This is a genomic window from Paracoccus sp. SCSIO 75233, from assembly GCF_027912675.1.
Lineage (GTDB): Bacteria > Pseudomonadota > Alphaproteobacteria > Rhodobacterales > Rhodobacteraceae > Paracoccus.
Map to the genome: position 1 here is coordinate 1985226 of NZ_CP115757.1, position 18616 is coordinate 2003841.

The 18616-nt window shown below is 62.6% G+C and carries 16 protein-coding genes and 1 other RNA gene; 10 read left to right on the forward strand and 7 right to left on the reverse strand.

The window, feature by feature from the left end:
* Nucleotides 1-92: 92 nt before the first annotated feature.
* The 3 genes from PAF12_RS09600 to PAF12_RS09610 are packed head-to-tail and all read left to right on the forward strand — an operon-like array spanning nucleotide 93 to nucleotide 2427.
* Nucleotides 93-434 (forward strand): PepSY domain-containing protein, encoded by a 342-nt coding sequence (locus PAF12_RS09600; RefSeq protein ID WP_271106711.1) that lies wholly within the window; start codon nucleotides 93-95, stop codon nucleotides 432-434.
* A complete protein-coding gene (locus PAF12_RS09605; RefSeq protein WP_271106712.1) occupies nucleotides 434-1117 on the forward strand; it encodes a response regulator transcription factor in 684 nt (227 codons plus the stop codon). The genes PAF12_RS09600 and PAF12_RS09605 overlap by 1 nt, the downstream gene beginning before the upstream one ends.
* The gene (locus tag PAF12_RS09610) at nucleotides 1114-2427 is read left to right on the forward strand and encodes a sensor histidine kinase (RefSeq protein WP_271106713.1); all 1314 of its coding nucleotides are present in this window, start codon (nucleotides 1114-1116) and stop codon (nucleotides 2425-2427) included. The genes PAF12_RS09605 and PAF12_RS09610 overlap by 4 nt, the downstream gene beginning before the upstream one ends.
* A 9-nt stretch (nucleotides 2428-2436) precedes the next feature.
* On the opposite strand, the gene PAF12_RS09615 is transcribed toward PAF12_RS09610, so the two are convergent.
* The 6 genes from PAF12_RS09615 to PAF12_RS09640 all read right to left on the reverse strand — a co-directional run bounded on the left by PAF12_RS09615 (nucleotide 2437) and on the right by PAF12_RS09640 (nucleotide 10334).
* On the reverse strand, nucleotides 2437-3675 hold the full coding sequence (locus PAF12_RS09615) for a glycosyltransferase (protein WP_271106714.1): 1239 nt from the start codon (nucleotides 3673-3675) through the stop codon (nucleotides 2437-2439).
* Nucleotides 3672-5315, reverse strand: coding sequence for an ABC transporter ATP-binding protein (locus PAF12_RS09620; protein ID WP_271109683.1), 1644 nt, complete (start codon nucleotides 5313-5315; stop codon nucleotides 3672-3674). Before PAF12_RS09620 ends, PAF12_RS09615 begins: the two co-directional genes overlap by 4 nt.
* Before the next feature lie 98 nt (nucleotides 5316-5413).
* Entirely contained in the window at nucleotides 5414-6517 is a 1104-nt protein-coding gene (locus tag PAF12_RS09625; RefSeq protein WP_271106715.1) for an ABC transporter permease, read from the reverse strand.
* On the reverse strand, nucleotides 6517-7647 hold the full coding sequence (locus tag PAF12_RS09630) for a microcin C ABC transporter permease YejB (RefSeq protein ID WP_271106716.1): 1131 nt from the start codon (nucleotides 7645-7647) through the stop codon (nucleotides 6517-6519). Before PAF12_RS09630 ends, PAF12_RS09625 begins: the two co-directional genes overlap by 1 nt.
* A gap of 121 nt (nucleotides 7648-7768) precedes the next feature.
* The gene (locus PAF12_RS09635) at nucleotides 7769-9658 is read right to left on the reverse strand and encodes an extracellular solute-binding protein (RefSeq protein WP_271106717.1); all 1890 of its coding nucleotides are present in this window, start codon (nucleotides 9656-9658) and stop codon (nucleotides 7769-7771) included.
* A 142-nt stretch (nucleotides 9659-9800) separates the two neighbouring features.
* Nucleotides 9801-10334 carry a cytochrome c family protein gene (locus tag PAF12_RS09640; protein ID WP_271106718.1) on the reverse strand — a complete coding sequence of 178 codons (534 nt, stop codon included), beginning with the start codon at nucleotides 10332-10334 and terminating at the stop codon, nucleotides 9801-9803.
* A 116-nt stretch (nucleotides 10335-10450) separates the two neighbouring features.
* Here PAF12_RS09640 and PAF12_RS09645 point away from each other — a divergent pair, with 116 nt between their 5' ends.
* Nucleotides 10451-11323, forward strand: coding sequence for a prephenate dehydratase (locus PAF12_RS09645; RefSeq protein WP_271106719.1), 873 nt, complete (start codon nucleotides 10451-10453; stop codon nucleotides 11321-11323).
* 45 nt (nucleotides 11324-11368) lie between these two features.
* Here PAF12_RS09645 and PAF12_RS09650 read toward each other — a convergent pair whose 3' ends face one another.
* The gene (locus PAF12_RS09650; protein WP_271106720.1) at nucleotides 11369-11776 is read right to left on the reverse strand and encodes a hypothetical protein; all 408 of its coding nucleotides are present in this window, start codon (nucleotides 11774-11776) and stop codon (nucleotides 11369-11371) included.
* Between the two features lie 220 nt (nucleotides 11777-11996).
* Between PAF12_RS09650 and PAF12_RS09655 the strand changes: the two genes are divergently transcribed.
* From PAF12_RS09655 to ffh, 6 genes are all read left to right on the forward strand, one after another.
* Nucleotides 11997-13790, forward strand: a complete 1794-nt coding sequence (locus PAF12_RS09655; RefSeq protein ID WP_271106721.1) for a metallophosphoesterase — start codon at nucleotides 11997-11999, stop codon at nucleotides 13788-13790.
* A gap of 57 nt (nucleotides 13791-13847) precedes the next feature.
* Nucleotides 13848-13944, forward strand: an RNA gene (gene ffs / locus PAF12_RS09660) — signal recognition particle sRNA small type.
* Nucleotides 13945-14177: 233 nt separating this feature from the next.
* On the forward strand, nucleotides 14178-15983 hold the full coding sequence (locus PAF12_RS09665; protein WP_271106722.1) for a DNA polymerase III subunit gamma/tau: 1806 nt from the start codon (nucleotides 14178-14180) through the stop codon (nucleotides 15981-15983).
* A 3-nt stretch (nucleotides 15984-15986) separates the two neighbouring features.
* Nucleotides 15987-16331, forward strand: coding sequence for a YbaB/EbfC family nucleoid-associated protein (locus tag PAF12_RS09670; RefSeq protein ID WP_271106723.1), 345 nt, complete (start codon nucleotides 15987-15989; stop codon nucleotides 16329-16331).
* Nucleotides 16332-16343: 12 nt separating this feature from the next.
* Nucleotides 16344-16940 (forward strand): recombination mediator RecR, encoded by a 597-nt coding sequence (gene recR / locus PAF12_RS09675; protein WP_271106724.1) that lies wholly within the window; start codon nucleotides 16344-16346, stop codon nucleotides 16938-16940.
* A gap of 180 nt (nucleotides 16941-17120) precedes the next feature.
* The gene (ffh, locus tag PAF12_RS09680; RefSeq protein WP_271106725.1) at nucleotides 17121-18614 is read left to right on the forward strand and encodes a signal recognition particle protein; all 1494 of its coding nucleotides are present in this window, start codon (nucleotides 17121-17123) and stop codon (nucleotides 18612-18614) included.
* Nucleotides 18615-18616 lie beyond the last annotated feature (2 nt).

The following is an 18616-nucleotide window of genomic DNA, read 5'->3' on the forward strand; positions in this document are numbered from 1 at the left end:
CCTCGACAACCAGCTTCTAGCGAATCGATTGCGAACCGTTCTCCAATGGGTCATTTCTGTTTCGTTTACCTGACGAGATTTATCCTGTCTCCATGATCCGCGTTTTCCTTGTCTTACTGGCGCTGAGTACGCCCGTTGCCGCCGAGCCGCCGGCTGACCCGAAGCTGATGCCGTTTCACGAAGTCGTGAAAATTCTGGCGGACCGCTTCACCGGGCGACTGCTGGCAGCGCGGCTGGATGCGCCGACACCGTTCGAGTTCACGCTTGGCGCGAACGCGGTCCATGAAATCACGCTGCTCAGCCCACAGCGCAATATCATCCTGATCCGCATGGACGCGGTCACCGGGAAAGTGCTTGATATACGCGGGCGCGGCCTGACCGAGGCGCGCAAGCCCGACAAGCCCAGCAAGCCCGGCAAAGCGGAGAAAGACTGATGCGCTGCCTGATCGTTGAGGACGACCCGGCCCTGTCGGCCCAGCTCGCCGGGGCGATGCAGGATGCGGGGTTCGTGACCGATTGTGCCTCCGACGGCGAAGAAGGGGAGTATCTGGGCGCCACCGAAACCTATGATGTCGCGGTGCTGGATCTCGGCCTGCCCGCCATGCCGGGGATCGAGGTGCTGGAACGCTGGCGCGCAGCGGGGATCACCATGCCGGTGCTGATCCTGACCGCACGAGGCGAATGGGCCGACAAGGTGGCCGGGTTCCGCGCCGGGGCGGATGACTACGCCGTCAAACCTTTCCGGCTGGAAGAGGTCGTGATCCGCGCCCAGACGCTGGTTCGCCGTGCGGCAGGACACGCACAATCGGTGATCTCCGCCGGGGCGCTTCGGCTCGACAGCCAGTTGAGCGTCATCACCCGCGACGGTGTCGCCCTGAAGCTGACCGCGTTCGAAAACCGCATTCTCTCTTACATGATCCACCACAAGAACCGCATCATCTCCCGGACCGAATTGGCGGAACATCTCTACGACGCGAATGCGGATCGCGATTTCAAATCCATCGAGGTGGTGATCGGGCGCTTGCGCAAGAAGGTCGGGGATGGCGTGATCGAAACCCGGCGCGGCGAGGGGTATGTCCTGCGCGATGCAGGCCGACGCGCTGCGGGGGCGGCTTGATCGGCTGGAACTCCATTCGTGGCAGGTTGCTCTGGTTGTCGGCGATCTGGCTGAGCGTGGCCCTGCTGGCCGCATATCTGGTCATCGGGTCAGTGCTGGAACGTTTCGTGGAAAGCCGTTTCGACGCCGATTCCGCCGCGATCGCCGACAGTCTGATGGCGGGGACACAGGCGGACGATCAGGGGCTGGCCCAGATCTACGACGCGCCCGGCGATCCGCGGTTTTCCGCCCCGCTTTCCGGGTGGTACTGGCAGCTTGACGCGGATGGCGCGCCGGTCGCCGTCTCGGACTCGCTTTATGATGGGACATTGCCCACAGGTGAGGAGGCGACCGGGATCGCCGGACAGGCACCGGATGGGGCCAGCCTGCGCCTCCTGCGCCGCAGCTACACCGTGCCGGGCAGCAAAGAAGCCCTGAGCGTAACCGTCACCGCCCCACAGGCCGAAATCGACGCCGCGATGTCCTCCGTTCAGCGACCGCTGGCGCTGACATTGATGATCCTCGGCCTCGGGCTGGCCCTCGCGGTTCTTCTGCAGGTGACCTCCGGGCTGTCGGCGCTGAAAATCATGGGCCGGAACCTGCGCCATATCCGTTCGGGCAAAGCGGACGGCCTGCCACGCCCGAATGCCGCCGAACTGCAACCCGTCGCGGATGAGATCAACGCCCTGATCTCGCAGAACCGGGACCAGCTCGCCCGCACCCGCGAACAGATCGGCAATCTCGCCCATTCCCTGAAAACCCCGCTGATGGCGCTGCAGGGAGAGATGGCACCGGACGATCCCCGGCAAGCCGTGATCACCCGCATGGACCGCCAGATCGCCTGGCATCTGAAACAGGCCCGCAGCGCCGGCGGACGGCAGGTGCTGGGCCAGCGGACGGAGTTGGGGCCGGTCGTCGATGACATCGCACTCGTTCTGCGACGGATGCTGGAGGATCGAGGCATCACCATTCAAAAGGACATCCCCGACGAATTCACCGTCCCGCTGGAACAGCAGGACACGCAGGAAATCCTCGGCAATCTTCTGGAGAATGCTGCGAAATGGGCGACATCGAAGATCATGGTCCGCGCCCGCGCCTCGGACCGGCAAATCACGCTGACCATCTCCGATGACGGGCCGGGCATGGCAGACGCCGATCATGCCCGCGCCCTGTCGCGCGGCACCAGACTCGACGAACGCGGTCCCGGCGCAGGACTTGGTCTGGCCATCGTGGCCGATCTGGCCGCACTGAATGGCGGCGCGCTGAAGCTGGGACGGGATGACGCCCTTGGCGGTCTGTCAGCCCGGATCACATTGCCGAATCCGGGCTAAGCCGCGATCTCAGGCTTTCCTGGCCTTTGCCGGATCGAAGCTCTCCACCCACTCGATCAGCCGCGGCAGCGAATGCCGCTTCAGATCATAGCCGTCCACGATCCGCGCCCGCGCCGCTGCACGCATCGCGTCGGCCTGCGGGTCATCTTTCGCCAGCCCACGGATCAGCGCCTGCGACAAGGCCTCGCGGTCGAAGAACGGCACCAGCCGCCCATGCTCACCATCGGTGATCAACTCGCGCACCGGCTCCGTATCCGAACCAACGATGTAAGCGCCTGCCGACATCGCTTCCGTCAGCGACCAGCTGAGAACGAAGGGATAGGTCAGGTAACAATGCACCCGGCCAAGCTGGATGATCTTGCGGTAATCGCCGTAAGGCACCTTGCCGAGGAAATGAATGCGGTCGAGGTCGATCTTGCCCTCAAGCTCCGCCAGCATCTTGGCTTTCCAGCTTTCGGCATCTTTTGGCTTGCCGCCATAGCTGACCCCGTCGCCGCCGATCAGCACGAATTGCGCCTCGGGCCGCGCCGCCATCACCTCCGGCAAGGCGCGCATCAGAACGTGGAAACCGCGATACGGCTCCAGCGAGCGGCCGACATAGGTCATCACCTCGTCACCCGCCCGCAGGGTTTTCCCGTTTGGCAGGGTAAAGCTCGCCTCGGGGTCCGGGCGCATGACATCAGTGTCGATCCCGTCGTGAATCACGGTGATCTTCGACTGAAGCTCCTTCGGGAAGCTGCCCGCCTGATACTGCGTCGGCGCCAGTGCCGCATCGCATTGCAGAATACCCATTGCCAGATGCGCAGAGCGCGCCGTGGTGCCGAACCGCGACATGTCGATGTTATTCGTCGTCTCCGGGTCGAAGCCGACATCATGGCCCCGTGTCCGGTACATCAGTTCCGCATAGACCAGCAGCTTCGCATCCGGCCAGATTTCCTTGAGAAACAACGTCTCACCCCAGCCGGAATGGCCGAAAATAATATCCGGGGTAAAGCCGTGCTGGTCACGCAAGGCACGCGCACCCTTGGCCGCCATGAACCCCCGCTCGACAAAATTGGCATAGGTTTGCGCAAAGGGCTGGCTGCATGTGACCTCACCGGGGGTCTTGTATCTGACCACCTGAACCGGGCTAGGCCGCTCGTTCTTCTGATCCGTCATGGCGAGGATCTTGTGGCCGCGCTTGGCCAGAGCCGGGGCAACATGGGGGAACTGACCGGGGAAATTCTGATGAACAAAAAGGATATTCATGCGTGATGATCGCGGAACGCGGCCTCCATGAGATTGCGTGTGTATTCGGTTTTCGGCGCGTCGAAAATCTCATCGACCGGCCCCTGTTCCACCACATCTCCGGCGCGCATCACCATGATCTGATGCGACATCGCGCGAACCACGCGCAAATCGTGACTGATGAACAAAAATGCCAGCCCGTGCCGGCGCTGCAAATCGCGCAGCATCTCGACGATCTGGCCCTGAACCGTCATGTCGAGCGCGCTTGTCGGCTCGTCCAGAACGACCACTTTCGGGCGCAGGATCATTGCGCGCGCAACCGCGATGCGCTGCCGCTGACCGCCCGAGAACTCATGCGGATAGCGGTGCATCGTCTCGGGGTTCAGCCCGACCTCGCGCATGATCTCCGCCACCATGTCGCGGCGGTTGCGGCCCTTTTCGATGCCGTGAACGCCCAACCCCTCGGCAATGATCTGCTCGATGGTCATGCGCGGGCTGAGGCTGCCGAACGGGTCCTGAAACACGATCTGCATGTCGCGGCGCAGCCTGCGCAACTGCCGCTTGCCCCAGCCCTGAATATCCTGCCCCATGTAAAGGATCGGCCCGTCGCTTTCGATCAGCCGCATGATGGCGAGCGCCAGCGTGGTCTTGCCCGACCCGGATTCGCCCACGATGCCAAGCGTCTCCCCGGCCCGCACCGTCAGGCTCGCCCCGGCCACGGCATGGACATGGCCCACCACCCGGCGCAAAAAGCCGCGCTTGATCGGGAAGCTGACCTTCACGTCCTTCGTCTCGACAATCGTTTCCGCATCCGCCGGGATCGGCTCCGCCCGCCCGGTCGGCTCCGCCGCCAGCAATTTCTGCGTGTAGGGATGGCGCGGATCGGTGAATATCGCTTCCGCCGGACCCTGCTCGACAATCTGGCCGTCTTTCATCACGCAGACCCGGTCCGCGATCCGCCGCACCAGCCCGAGATCGTGGCTGATGAACAGCATCGACAGCCCCTCATCCCGCTTCAGCTCCGCCAGCAGATCAAGGATCTGCGCCTGAATCGTCACGTCGAGCGCGGTTGTCGGTTCATCCGCGACCAGCAGTTCCGGCCCGTTCGCAAGCGCCATCGCGATCATGATCCGCTGCCGCTGCCCGCCGGAGAACTGATGCGGATAATCCTGCAACCGCGATTCCGGCTCACGGATGCCGACGCGGTTCAGCAACTCCACGATCCGCGCCCGTGCCGCCTCCCCTTTCAGACCCTGATGCAGGGCGAGACTTTCGGAAAGCTGCTTCTCCAGCGTGTGCAGCGGGTTGAGCGAGGTCATCGGCTCCTGAAAGATGAAGCTGATATCGTTGCCCCTGATCTCGCGCAGCAGCTTGTCGGGCGCACCGATCATCTGCTTGCCGTCATAGGTGATGGAGCCGTCAAGCTCAGCCGAGCTGCCCAGCAGCCGCACCGTGGACAGCGCCGTCACCGATTTGCCAGACCCCGATTCCCCGACAAGCGCGACGGTTTCCCCACGCCCGATCTGGAAACTGACCCCGCGCACTGCCGGGATGATCTTGCCGTCCTGATGAAAGCTGATCTGCAAGTCGCGCACATCCAGCACGACATCCGCCGGAACCGTGCCGGGATGGGTGAATGCCGTATCCTCGGCCCCGGCCATTTCAGGCACCGGCCCGTCATCAACCCGCGTTTCCTCAACCGGAGCAGGGGCTTCCGTGCCCATCGGGCGAACCGGCTCTTTCATCTGATCCGGGTCACTCATCGGAACGTCTTTCTCGGGTCGAAGGCGTCGCGCAGCCCCTCGAAGATAAAGACCAGCAGCGACAGCATCACCGCAAAGGTCATGAAGGCCGTGATCGCCAGCCAGGGCGAGTTGGTGTGCTCCTTCGCCACCCGCGCCAGTTCACCCAGACTCGGTGCGCCGGAGGGCAGCCCGTAGCCCAGATAATCCAGCGCCGCGAGCATGGAGATCGTGCCGGTCACGATAAACGGCAGCATGGTCAGCGTCGCCACCATCGCATTCGGCAGCACATGGCGGAAAATGATCTTCATATCCCCGACCCCAAGCGCCCTTGCCGCTCGGACATATTCAAAGTTCCGCGTCCGCAGAAACTCCGCCCGCACCACCGGAACCAGTGCCGGCCAGCCAAACAGGATCATCACCATGACCAGCAGCCAGAAGCCGCGCCCGAAAATCGCGAACATGATGATGATGACATAAAGCACCGGGGTGTTCTGCCAGACCTCCATGATCCGTTGCAGCACGATATCCGTACGCCCGCCGAAATAGCCCTGGATCGCGCCCATGAATATGCCGATCACCGAGGCGATCGACGTCACGATCAGCGTGAACAGGACCGAGGTGCGGAAGCCGTAAATCGTCCGCGCCACGATGTCGCGCGAAGTCGCGTCCGTCCCAAGCCAGTGGTCCCCGTCCGGCGCGCTTGGCGCCACGCCGACATTGTTGATGGTCCGGTGATGATAGGGGATCAGCGGCCAGATCATCCAGCCGCGCTCACCATCCGGCAGAACGACGCTGCCATCGCCGATCCCGGCCATAAAGCCTTCGGGATCGTCCCAGCAATCTTCGCTGCCACCCGCAACGATCAGGCATTGCACGACCGGATCGGTATAAACCGCCTCCGTCGCGAACTCGCCGCCGAACTGGGTCTCGGAGTAGAAATTGAACACCGGGTAATAGAGATCGCCCTGATATTTCGCGACAAGCGGCTTGTCATTCGCGATCAGTTCGGCGCAAAGCGCAATGGTGAACAGGATCACGAAAATAATCAGCGACCAGTAGGACCGCTTGTTCGCCCGGAAATTGCGCCAGCGGCGCCGGTTGAGTTCGCTCAGCGCCATCAGCCCTCCCGCTTCTCGAAATCGATGCGCGGATCGACCAGCACATACATCAGATCCGATACGATGCCGATCACCAAAGCCAGCAGGCCAAAGATGAACAGCGTGCCGAACACCAGCGGATAATCGCGCTGCACCGCCGCCTCAAAACCCAGCCGTCCGAGCCCGTCGAGCGAGAAGATATACTCGATCAGGATCGACGCCCCGAACAACATGCCAAGCAGCATCGCAGGCAGCCCGGCGATCACGATCAGCATCGCATTGCGGAACACATGGCCATACATCACCCGCCGCTCGCTCAAGCCTTTGGCGCGGGCGGTCATGACATATTGCTTGTTGATCTCGTCCAGAAAACTGTTCTTCGTCAGCAATGTCAGCGTCGCAAAACCGGAAATCGACATGGAGATCACCGGCAGCGTGATATGCCACAGATAATCCTTGATCTTGCCGAAGGTCGACAGCGTCTCGAAATCGCTGCTGGTCAGGCCCCGCAGCGGGAATATCTTCCAGAAACTGCCGCCAGCGAACAGCGTAATCAGCAGCACGGCAAACAGGAATGACGGGATCGCATAGGCGATGATGATGATGCTGGAGGTCCAGCTGTCGAAGGGCGTGCCGTCCTTCACCGCCTTGCGGATGCCCAAGGGGATGGAGACCAGATAGGCCAGCAGCGTCGACCACAGCCCCAGCGTGATCGACACCGGCAGGGTCCGCCAGATCTCATCCACCACGCTTTCGGAACGGAACCAGCTTTCCCCGAAATCGAAGGTCAGGTAATTCCCCAGCATGATGAAGAACCGCCGCGCCGTGCCGATCTTTTCCTTGCTGCACGCCTCCGCGCTCAGATCCGGCTCGCCCTCATAACCCGGCGCGCAGACGATCTCGGCAAAGCCCATCTGGAGTTCCAGCTCATCCAGAAATTCCTGCGGCAGACCACGCGCCCCGGCATATTCGACATTGCCGCCCGACGCGCCGGAGGTGTCTAGACTGCTTTCCCCCTCGCCCTGCACACGGGCGATGACCTGCTCAATCGGCCCGCCGGGGACAAGCTGGATCAGCGCGAAATTCACCAGCATGATCCCAAACAATGTCGGGATCACCAGCAATAATCGCCGCAGAATATAGGCTGCCATGCCCTGCCCTTTGCCTGTTCCGCCAGCCGGTTCGCGGGCGCGCCCGGCCTTGTTCAGCGTTTATGCGTTTTCTGTCTTATAGCAGCAGAATGCAAGAGACCAAGGACCGCTTCCCCTCAGCTCAGCGCAGGACGCCGGCCTTGCGCAAGGCCTCGCCCTTTTCGGCATCGTACCACCAGAAGTCGAAGTAGAACGGGAAATACAGATCCGCGTCGAGCAGGGGCGGCAGCGGATCGGGATAGGCGTACTGGTCATAATAAGCGATTGTCTTTTCCGCCTTGAACCAGTTCGGCACCCAGATATGCAGCGCCCGCAGCGCCCGGTCGAGCGCGTGGGTCGCGGTGATCATCTCCTCCTCGGTCTCCGCCGCGACGCCTGCATCGATCAGCGCGTCAATCGCCGGATTTGCCAGCCCGGCCGCGTTGAAAACGTCATCCGCGCCTTTTGAGCCGAATGTCTGATAAAGCCCGTCATCGGCGGTCATATAGGTCAGCGCGTTGGCGACAATGACATCGTAATCAAACTCATAGCGGCGGTTTTCAAACTCCGCATCGTCGACCCGGTTCAGCGTCGCAGTGACGCCGAGTGCACGAAGGTTTTCGACGTAGGGATTGATAATCTTGTCGAAAGTCGGGCTGTCCTCCAGAAACTCGACGCTCAGCACCTCGCCATCCGCATTGCGCCGCTGACCGTCCGAACCGACGGTCCAGCCCGCCGCATCCAGCAACTGCCCGGCACGGCGCAGATTGCCCCGGTCAAGCTGGCGGGCGCCACCTTCTGGCGGGACAACCGCATCCTCGGTCAAAATCCCCTCCGGCAGATCGCCCGCGACAGGTTCCAGCAGCGCCAGCTCCCCCTCGGACGGTTTACCTTCCGCCTTCAGATAACTGTTTTCCCAGAATGATTCGGTACGCGAATACTGGTTATGGAACAGCGTCGTATTCGCCCATTCGAAATTGAACACCAGCCCGAGCGCCTCGCGCACGCGCACATCCTGAAATTTCTCGCGCCGCATATTGAAGAAGAACCCCTGCGCCAACGCCTTGTCCTCGTTCTCAAGCGCCGCCTTCACGACATAGCCGTTCTCGAAATTCGGGAAGTTGTAGCCCGTGGCCCATTTTTCCGCAGAATTTTCCCGCCGGACCGTGAATTCGCCCGCTTTGAACCCCTCGAACGCGGCATCGCTGTCAGCGAAATACTCGATGCGGATGGAATCGAAATTATACCGCCCGCGATTGATCGGCAGATCCTTGCCCCAGTAATCCGGGTTCCGCTTCCAGATCACACGTCGACCCATATCGGCACTGCCGAACATATAGGGGCCCGAACCGATAAACGGATCGGGGCTGCTATCCGACAGCTCCCGCCCCTTGGCCTCGAAATCGGCCTTGCTGAACACCGGCAGGTTGCCGGTCTGCTGGATCACGTCACGGCGCGGATAACCCTCAACGAAATCGAATCGGATGCGGTGATCGTCCAGAACCTCCGCCCCGGCGACCGATTGGGCGATGACGGCACGGAACGACGACAACCCCTTGTCCCGCAGCGTTTCATAGGTGAACAGCACATCCTCCGCCGTCAGCGGCGTGCCGTCCGAAAACTTCGCCTCCGGCCGCAGGTTGAAGATCGCCCAGTCGCGGCTTGCGGGAAACTCCACAGTTTCGCAAAGGACGCAGTAGAATGTCTCGCTCTCGTCATGCACCTTTTGCATGATCCGCTCGTTCATGACGCTGGCGAGTGCCACCGGCCTGCCCTTCACCGTGTACGGGTTGTAGCTGTCAAAACCGCCGCCAACCGCAATCGAGATCTCGCCACCCTTGGGCGCATCCGGGTTCACATAAGACAGCCGCTCGAAATCGGCAGGCATCGCAGGCTCGCCAAAAACCGCGAGCGCATGGGTCTTCGTGATCTCCTCGCCACCTTCGGCCGCAACCGGTTCCTGAGCGCCCAAAGGCAGCGCGGCCAGCATAAGGGGGCAGATCACAGCGGCAAAACGGGTCATCCGGCGCATGGCGTTCCTTCACAGATTTTATCCGCTCAGGCTACGCCGCAGCCCGCCCCCGGATCAATCCGCGATTTCGTGAACACCCCCCGGAAACGAAAACGTCCGGCCCAAATGGACCGGACGCCGCATTCCAGTTCTTTGAAGCCTGTTACTGGCTTTCGAGATAGGCGATCAGATTCGCACGATCCTCGGGCTTGGGCAGACCGGCGAAGGTCATCTTCGTTCCGCTCACGACACCTTTCGGGTCTTCCAGAAACGCCTGCAGCGCCTCCGGGGTCCAGTCGGGCGCATCCGCCACATGCTCGACCATCGCGTCGGAATAGGCGAAACCATCGATGCTTGCGACCGCGCGACCGACCACGCCGTTCAGATGCGGGCCAACACCGTCGGTCCCGTCAAGCTTGTGGCAGGCCTTGCATTTGGCGAAAACACGCTCGCCGGACGCGGGATCGGCTGCGGCCATAAGCGCCGGGAAATCGATCTGCTCTTCCTCGACCTCTGCTCCGCCGCCCGAGCTTTCGACCGGAATGGAATAGGCCTGCGCGACCTCTTCGCCATGCTCGCCACCGCCGGGGACAGCGATCGAATAAAGCGAGCTGCCAGCCCAGAACAGCAGCAGCAACGCCAGCAGCGACCCGATCAGCGCGCCGGAAGCCTTGGTGATGGTCATCGTGTTGAACATTTGCCGTCCCCGCTAGGTAGTGTTCAAATTCTGCGCGTATCTATCCGCTTTCCCTCGTCCGGTTCAAGATATAGTTCTGCCCCGAACGACCCGGATTTCACACGGATGGCATAAAAATGACAAGCCCAAGCAAGCTGATCGCCTTTCAGGGAGAGCCCGGAGCCTATAGTCATCAGGCCTGCCGCGACGCCCGCCCCGATCTGGAAGCCCTGCCCTGCCGCACATTCGAGGACGTGATCGAGACGGTTCGCGGCGGTCAGGCCGATCTGGCAATGTTGCCGGTCGAGAACTCTACCTATGGGCGCGTCGCGGATATCCACCACCTGCTGCCCGAATCCGGCCTGCATATCATCGACGAGGCATTTGTCCGCGTCCATATCAGCCTGCTCGCCCTGCCCGGCACGCCGCTCGATCAGATCACCGACGCGATGAGCCATACCGTGCTTTTGGGCCAGTGCCGCGGCTTTCTGCGCCAACACGGTATTCGCGGCCAGACCGGGGCCGACACGGCAGGCTCCGCCCGCATCGTTGCGGAACAGGGCCAGCGTCACATTGCCGCACTCGCCGCCCCGCTCGCCGGGGAGATCTACGGCCTCGACCGCCTCGCCGACGAGATCGAGGATCGCCAGAACAACACGACGCGATTCCTGCTGATGTCGCGTGAGCCGGATTACACCCGCCGCGCCAACCGGCAGGGCGAACCCGGCATGATCACCAGCTTCGTGTTCCGCGTGCGCAACATTCCCGCAGCGCTTTACAAGGCAATGGGCGGCTTCGCGACGAACGGCGTCAACATGACCAAGCTGGAAAGCTACATGGTCGACGGCGTGTTCACAGCCACCCAGTTTTACGCCGATATCGAAGGCCACCCGGACGATGCGAATGTGAAACGCGCGCTGGATGAGCTGCGATACTTCACCTCGATGCTGAATATCCTCGGCGTTTACCCCGCAGACCCGTTGCGGGCGGAGCAGCTAAGCGTTTCTTAATAATAAGAAAAAGCGATTTCGCACGCCTCGCCGTTGCATTCCGCTTTAGACATAGACATCAACCGCATCGTTGACAAAATCGGCGACGCTTTGGGCGAATTTCCTGTCGAGCTTCGATTTTCCCAGCTTCGCGGTCTGGATCGCCAGACGCGCGCGCATATTGCGCGGCCTCACCTCGAACTCGAAAACCACACGCGACTTCTTCCGCGACAGGGCCACGACGGAGATGCCGATCTGAAGATCGAAGGACCGGGAGCGGCCCTTCAGCCCCAGCTTCTCCGGGCGGTCGAACTGGACGAGTGCCAGCTTCATCTCCCGCTTCTGCCCGCGCCAATCAAACCCCAGATCCCAACTGCGCGTGGCATCGGTCGAGTTATCGACGCGTCTGACCGACACACCACGGCGAATAAGAACCCGTTCCATCCTGTCGAAATCACCGACAGCATCGAACATCTTCTCGGCGGGTATGTTTTTATCAGTTCGCGTCGAGAATTTCATTTCGCACTATTCTATTTGGATTGCAGGCGCTGGCCACTTAACAGTTTCGTCAACACATCTTTAAGAAATTAAATTCAGATTTATTCAATTATTGGTTGTGCGTCAATCTGCGAGGGAGATAATCCTGATGCAGTGGTGGTTCAAGTAAATTGTTTCTGAAGGGTGAAACTGGCGCATGCCCCAAGCCAAGCCTATCGCAATCTTCGCCGACGCTTCGATCCAACCCACCCGCATCGATCTGCGGATACTGGCAACCACCGACATCCATATGCGCCTTGATGACCGCGCCGGGACCGGCGGCCTTTCACGAATCGCCCCGCTGGTCGGGCAGCAGCGGCAGGCATTCAGAAACACTCTCCTCTTCGACAATGGCGACCTCTTGGAGGGGACGCCGCTCGGCGACGAGATCGCCCGCAACGGCTTGCCACCCGACGACGCCCACCCGGCAATCACCGCGCTCAACATGATGCGCTATGATGCGATCACATTGGGCAATCATGATTTCGCCCACGGGTTGCCATTCCTGCGCCGCGCCCTTCGCGATGTCGAATGCCCCGTCGTGGTCTCTAACGCACACCCGACAGCGGGCAAAGCATCCTGGAGCCATTGCGCACTCATCAGACGCAGCGTCACGGATGAAAACGGTGCACCACATGCGATCAGCATCGGCGTCTTCGGGGTGCTGCCGCCACAAACCACCGACTGGATGCCCGCGCTCGCCAAACAGGTCACGACCGAAGATGTCGCGGTTGCCGCCAAACGCGCCATCATCGACCTGCGGGCACAGGGCGCGGATATCATCATCGCCCTCAGTCATGGCGGCGAGGGCGGCGATGACGGCGCACATCCGGAAAACGCCTCCGACCTGATCGCGTCGCTGCCCGGTGTCGATGCCGTGATCGCCGGGCACACCCATGAGCTTCTGATCCGCCCCGCCACTGACACCCGTGCCGCCATTGTCATGCCCGGCTTCGGCGGCTCACATCTCGCTGCGCTGCGTCTGGAATTATCGGGTCAGCCCGGTAGCTGGCGGGTCCGTTGCAAATCCGTGGAACTGATTCCAGCGGGCAAGGAAACCTGCCCCAGACTCACAGCCATCGCAAAAAGCTGTTACCGCAGATTTGCCGAACGGCTGGAAAGCCCCATTGCGCATAGCACCAATCCCCTGAACACCCATTTTGCCCAGCTTGGCCGCTGCCCCGGTCTCTGGATCATCGACGAAGCGGTTTGCGCCCATGTCGGCAGCGCCCTGCCCGGCAACACGCTCCCCATCATCAGCGTCAACGCACCTTTCGCAACGGGCGGTCGCAATGGGCCGGACAACTATGTCCTGATCGAACCCGGCCCGATCCGGCTGGCCGATCTGTCCTTGCTCTACCCTTTCCGAAATGTCGTGGCCGCGATCCCGGTGACCGGCGCGGAGATCAGCCTGTGGCTCGAACTCGCCGCGCGGCACTTCAACCAGATCACCCCCGGCGCACAAACGGAGCATCTCATCAACGACACGGTTCCCGGATATCTTTTCGACATCATTCCGCGACTGGACTACGAGATCGACCTGTCACGCCCTCCCGCCGACCCTGCCGCGACGCCGCCAGACATGGGCAAAGGTCGCATTCGCAACCTGTCCTGCCGGAGCGCACCCATCCGGGCAGATGATCGCTTCCTTCTGGTAACCAACAGCTATCGCATGGCCGCCAGCCAGCATTACGCCCGCCTGACCGCCGGAAAAACCTGTCAACTGCCGGATCACGCGCGGCTTCCGGTCCGCGACATCATCCTTCGACATCTGTCACAGCACAGCGAAATCAATCCATGTTACACACCTCATTTCCGTTTCCGCGCGCCCGTTGGCAGCGCCGCAATTTTCGATACCTCGCCCAAAGCTGATTCGACCGAATCCCCGATACAGGCCGAATCCCTGGGCCTGACAGATCGCGGGTTCCAGCGCCTGCATCTCCGATCCTGACGCCCAATCAAGCCACAGGGGTTGCGTCAGCGCCGCCCCGGCCCTATCTACGGCGGCGAGAGGCTGGCGCGGGCGAACACTTCGCCAACCCGGTCAGGTCCGGAAGGAAGCAGCCGCAACGAATTCCGTTCGGGTCGCAGTCCAGCCTCTCACCCCTCCACAAACCTCACATTGCGAAGCGGCCCCATACTCGTCGTTTTCCGTCTCATTTTATCTTAACTCCTCTTGATCGGCATATGGTTTGTTCTATCATTGTTCTCATCAATGCCGCAACGAAGGAACAGATAGAATTCTAAGCAATTCCGAATCGAACCCGCAGGATACGCCGCCCAGCTCTGTTGTGACCCTGCCGCGCAGGGTCTAATAAGGCTTAACTGAAGAGGCACCATGACCGAGAGCGACAAGACCTACGAGGTATTGGCCCGGAAATACCGGCCCGAAACCTTCTCCGACCTGGTCGGGCAGGATGCGATGGTGCGCACGCTGAAAAACGCCTTCGCCGCCGACCGGATCGCGCAGGCCTTCATCATGACCGGGATTCGCGGCACCGGCAAAACCACCACGGCCCGGATCATTGCCAAGGGGCTGAATTGCATTGGCCCCGACGGTCAGGGCGGCCCGACGACGGAGCCATGCGGGCAATGCGAACATTGCACCGCCATCGCCGAAGGCCGGCATGTCGACGTGATGGAAATGGACGCCGCGTCCCGCACCGGCGTCAACGACATCCGCGAAATCATCGAATCGGTCCATTATCGCGCCGCTTCCGCACGGTATAAGATTTATATCATCGACGAGGTGCATATGCTCTCGACCAGCGCCTTCAACGCGCTGCTCAAGACGCTGGAAGAACCGCCGCCTCACGTCAAATTCATCTTCGCCACCACCGAAATCCGCAAGGTGCCGGTCACGGTGCTGTCGCGCTGCCAGCGTTTCGATCTGCGCCGGATCGAGCCGGAGGTGATGATCGCCCTGCTGCGCCGCATCGCCACCGCCGAATCGGCGGAGATCACCGATGACGCGCTGGCCCTGATCACCCGCGCGGCAGAAGGTTCGGCCCGCGATGCGACCTCGCTTCTGGATCAGGCGATCAGCCACGGGGCGGGCGAAACCACGGCCGAACAGGTCCGCGCCATGCTGGGCCTCGCCGATCGCGGGCGGATTTTGGATCTTTTCGACATGATCCTGCGCGGCGATGCGGCGCAGGCACTTGCCGAGCTTCAGGCGCAATATGCCGACGGTGCCGATCCGGTCGCGGTGCTGCGCGATCTGGCCGAGACGACGCATTGGATCTCCGTCGTCAAGATCACGCCCGATGCCATCGAGGATCCGACCATCGCCCCCGACGAACGGGTCCGGGGCGCAACGATGGCCGATCAGGTGCCGATGCGGGCGCTGACCCGGCTGTGGCAAATGCTGCTCAAATCGCTGGAAGAGGTTTCCGCCGCCCCGAATGCAATGATGGCGGCGGAGATGGCGATCATCCGCCTGACCCATGTCGCCGATCTGCCCGATCCCGAATCGCTGATCCGCAGGCTTCAGGCATCGCAGGCCGCGGGCGAACTGACCCGCCCGGCCCCGAATGGCGGCGGCACAGGCGGCACGCAGGCGCGGACGGCGCAGGCACCCGTGGCCCGCGCCAAGACCGCCCCGGTCACCGCCGGTAACGCGCAAGGTCAGGCGATGGCCGTTGCGAACGCGCCGGAAAGCCTGATCGCCCGGTTTCCGCAATTCGATGACGTGATCGAGCTGATCCGCCGGATGCGCGACATGCCGCTGCTGATTCTGGTCGAAAACCACCTGCGGCTGGCGAAATACAGCCCCGGACGGATCGAGTTCGAACCGACCCCGGACGCCCCCGCCGATCTGGCGGCGCGGCTGGCGGAACGCCTGCGCGGCTGGACCGGCGGCGAACGCTGGGCCGTCACAGTGGTCAATTCCGGCGGCGCGCCAACCGTCGCGGAACGCCGCGCGGAAGCCGACGCCGAACTGCGCCGCCGGGCGGAGGCGCATCCGACCGTGCAGGCCGCGCTCGCCGCTTTCCCCGGCGCAAAGCTGATCGCGGCCAAACGCATTGAAACGCCGGTTCAGGCGGAAGCCCCGCAGATGGCAGATGCCGGCACAACCCATGATGACGGAACCGCCCCGGTCGCAGAGGCCGAGGAATGGGATCCGTTCGAGGATGAGGAGTAGGAAATGTTCAAGGGAATGGGCGGTTTCGGCGATATGGCCAAGATGATGGCCGCCGCCAAGGATATGCAGTCCAAAATGGCCGAAATGCAGGACGGGCTGGACCGGATCACCGTCACCGGTGAGGCCGGGGCGGGTCTGGTCAAGGCCACGGCAACGGCCAAGGGCGAGCTGACGGCGCTCGATATCGACCCGTCGATTTTCGTCGCCTCCGAGAAAGAGGTGGTGGAGGATCTGATCCTCGCCGCGATCAAGGACGCACAGCGCCGCGCGCAGGACAAAGCGCAGTCGGAAATGTCGCGCATCACCCAGGAACTCGGCCTGCCTGCCGATATGAAACTGCCCTTCTGATCCCCCTGTCGCGTGGCGGAAGGTGGCGAGGATATTCAGGCGCTCATCGCGGCGCTCGCTCGGCTGCCGGGGCTTGGCCCCCGCTCGGCCCGCCGCGTCGTGTTGTCGCTGATCGGGCGCAAACCCGGCCAGATGGCACAGCTTGCAACGCTGATGTCCCGCGTCGCCGAAACCGCCCGCGCCTGCACCCGCTGCGGCAATATTTCGGAGGCGGAGATCTGCGCCATCTGCACCGACCCCGCCCGCCAGACCGGGGAGCTTTGCGTGGTCGAACATGTCGCCGATCTTTGGGCGCTTGAACGCGGCCGCGCCTTTCGCGGGCGCTATCACGTCCTCGGCGGCACGCTTTCGGCGCTTGACGACATCTCGCCGGAGGATCTCGGCATTCCCAGATTGCTCGCCCGGATCGGCCCCGAACAGGTGACGGAGATCATCCTTGCCCTGAACGCCACGGTCGAGGGGCAGACCACGGCGCATTACATCGCCGACGCGCTGCCCGACGGGCTGACCGTCACCGGCCTGGCCCAGGGTGTGCCCATCGGCGGGGAGCTCGACTATCTCGACGACGGCACCATCACCGCCGCGCTGCGCGCCCGCCGACGCTTCTGAGCGCGCTTGACTTTTACCCCCGCCCCGCCTATTTCCGGGCGGAATCTCCGGAAGGTCTGCCTTCCGGTCCCTGACCTTGCGCGGGGATCGCCCTCCGTCAGCGCGTCGCGCCCACGGGGGCGTTCGTGCTTTGCCAAGCACCCGCGCGCGTGACCTGAAACCGGACCGCAGGAGGCCCGCATGTTCGAAAATCTCTCCGACCGTCTTGGCGGCGTATTCGACCGGCTGACCAAGCAGGGTGCGCTTTCCGAGGATGACGTCACCGCCGCCATGCGCGAGGTCCGCACCGCGCTGCTGGAGGCCGACGTTTCCCTGCCCGTCGCCCGCAGCTTCGTGAAATCGGTCACCTCCAAGGCCACCGGCGCCGCGGTCACCAAATCCGTCACGCCGGGCCAGCAAGTCGTCAAGATCGTCCATGACGAGTTGATCAAGGTGCTTCAGGGCGAAGGCGAACCCGACGCGCTTCGCATCGACAACCCGCCCGCCCCGATCCTGATGGTCGGGCTTCAGGGTTCGGGCAAGACGACCACCACGGCCAAGCTCGCCAAGCGCCTGAAGGACCGCGAGAAGAAAAAAGTGCTGATGGCCTCGCTGGACACCAACCGTCCGGCGGCGATGGAGCAGTTGGCGATCCTCGGCACCCAGATCGGCGTCGACACGCTGCCGATCGTCAAGGGCGAAAGCGCCGTTCAGATCGCCAAACGCGCCAAGCAGCAGGCGACGCTTGGCGGCTATGACGTCTATATGCTGGATACCGCCGGTCGCTTACATATCGACGAAGTCCTGATGGACGAAGTGCAGGCGGTCCGCGACGTCGCCTCCCCCCGCGAAACCCTGCTGGTCGTCGATGGCCTGACCGGTCAGGACGCGGTCAACGTCGCCACCGAATTCGACGGCAAGGTCGGCATCTCCGGCGTCGTGCTGACCCGGATGGATGGCGACGGGCGCGGCGGCGCGGCTTTGTCCATGCGCGCCGTCACCGGCAAGCCGATCCGCTTTGTGGGCCTGGGCGAAAAGATGGACGCGCTTGAATCCTTCGACGCGCAGCGCGTCGCGGGCCGCATCCTCGGCATGGGCGACATCGTGGCGCTTGTCGAAAAGGCGCAGGAGGTGCTGGAGGTCGAACAGGCGGAGCGCATGATGAAGCGCTTCCAGAAGGGCATGTTCAATATGAACGACCTTCGCAGCCAGCTTGAGCAGATGCAGAAGATGGGCGGCATGGGCTCCATCATGCAGATGATGCCGGGCATGCAGAAAATGGCCAAACAGGCCGAACAGGCCGGCATGGACGACACCATGATCCGCCACCAGATCGCGCTGATCAACTCCATGACCAAGAAGGAGCGGGCCAATCCCGCCCTGCTGCAAGCCTCCCGCAAGAAGCGGATCGCGGCGGGCGCCGGTCTGGAAGTGTCGGAGCTGAACAAGCTTCTGAAAATGCAGCGCCAGATGGCCGACACGATGAAGAAGCTCGGCAAGATGAAGGGCGGCATGCTGAAACAGGCGATGCGCGCCATGACCGGCAAGGATGGCGGCCTGCCCGATATGGCCAATGCCGATCCGGCCAAAATGGCCGAGGCGACCAAGATGCTGCAAGACCCCAAAGGTCTGGGCGGTCAGCTGGGCGGCGCGGGCCTGCCCGGCGGGCTTTCGGGGCTGTTCGGAAAGAAATAAGC